The following is a 1,080-nucleotide window of genomic DNA, read 5'->3' on the forward strand; positions in this document are numbered from 1 at the left end:
GTTGTCCGGGTTCGGCTTGAGGACTACCTGAAATTGATAGTAGTGCTGTAGGCGGTTGGGGTTTTCGCCGTAGCGGCCGTCAGTCGGGCGACGACTGGGCTGCACATAAGCGGCGTTCCAGGTTTCCGGGCCGATGGCCCGCAGGAATGTTGCCGTGTGGAAAGTGCCGGCGCCTACTTCCATATCGTAGGGCTGAAGGACCACACAACCTTGCTCGGCCCAGTATTGCTGGAGGGCGAGGATCAAGTCTTGGAAGGTACGCACGGCTGGCGTAGGCTGGCTCACAAAATTCACCTGTTACTTGGGCTGCGATTTAAAGGGCGGCAGTATACCCGATTCGGCCCTGCCACCACTCCCTGGAGCCTTATGCCACGCTGCTTTTGGTGTTCTGAAGATCCGCTGTACATGGCTTATCACGATCAGGAGTGGGGAACGCCGCTGCGCGATGCGCAGGGTTTGTTTGAACTGCTTTTGCTCGAAGGGTTCCAGGCGGGCCTGTCCTGGATCACCGTTTTACGCAAACGCGAGCATTATCGGAAGGTCTTGTTTGGTTTTGATGCGCAGCGCCTGGCGCAACTGACTGACGCCGAGATCGAAGCATTGATGCTCGATCCGGGCATCGTGCGCAACCGTCTCAAGCTCAACGCCACCCGGCGCAATGCCGCGGCCTGGCTGGCGCTGGAGGACCCGGTGGGGTTGCTCTGGTCGTTTGTCGGCGGCGTGCCCAAGGTCAACCATTTCAAGGACCGCAGCGAAGTCCCGGCGATTACGCCACAGGCCGAGGCCATGAGCAAAGCCCTCAAGAAAGCCGGTTTCACGTTCGTCGGGCCGACCATCTGCTACGCGTTCATGCAGGCCTCGGGCATGGTCATGGACCACACCCAGGACTGCGACCGTTACGCGGACTTGGTCAACGCCGGGTAGAATGGCGCACTTTGCGCACCGCACAACATCAGGAGTGACCTGTGGAAAAGTTAAAAGGCGCCTTGCTGGTAGGCGCTCTTCGGTTGTTTGCCTTGCTGCCCTGGCGCGCCGTCCAGGCGGTTGGCACGGCCATCGGCTGGATCATGTGGAAAACCC

At 59.9% G+C, this 1,080-nt stretch carries 2 protein-coding genes; one reads left to right on the plus strand and one right to left on the minus strand.

The window, feature by feature from the left end; translation table 11 throughout:
- Positions 1–264 (minus strand): glycine--tRNA ligase subunit alpha (locus tag ASU03_RS20185; protein ID WP_231731643.1); only part of this gene is annotated, 264 nt, incomplete at its 3' end.
- 102 nt (positions 265–366) lie between these two features.
- Here ASU03_RS20185 and ASU03_RS18695 point away from each other — a divergent pair.
- On the plus strand, positions 367–924 hold the full coding sequence (locus tag ASU03_RS18695) for a DNA-3-methyladenine glycosylase I (protein ID WP_032857147.1): 558 nt from the start codon (positions 367–369) through the stop codon (positions 922–924).
- Positions 925–1,080 lie beyond the last annotated feature (156 nt).

The sequence above is a fragment of the Colwellia sp. TT2012 genome (assembly GCF_001440345.1).
GTDB lineage: Bacteria > Pseudomonadota > Gammaproteobacteria > Enterobacterales > Alteromonadaceae > Colwellia.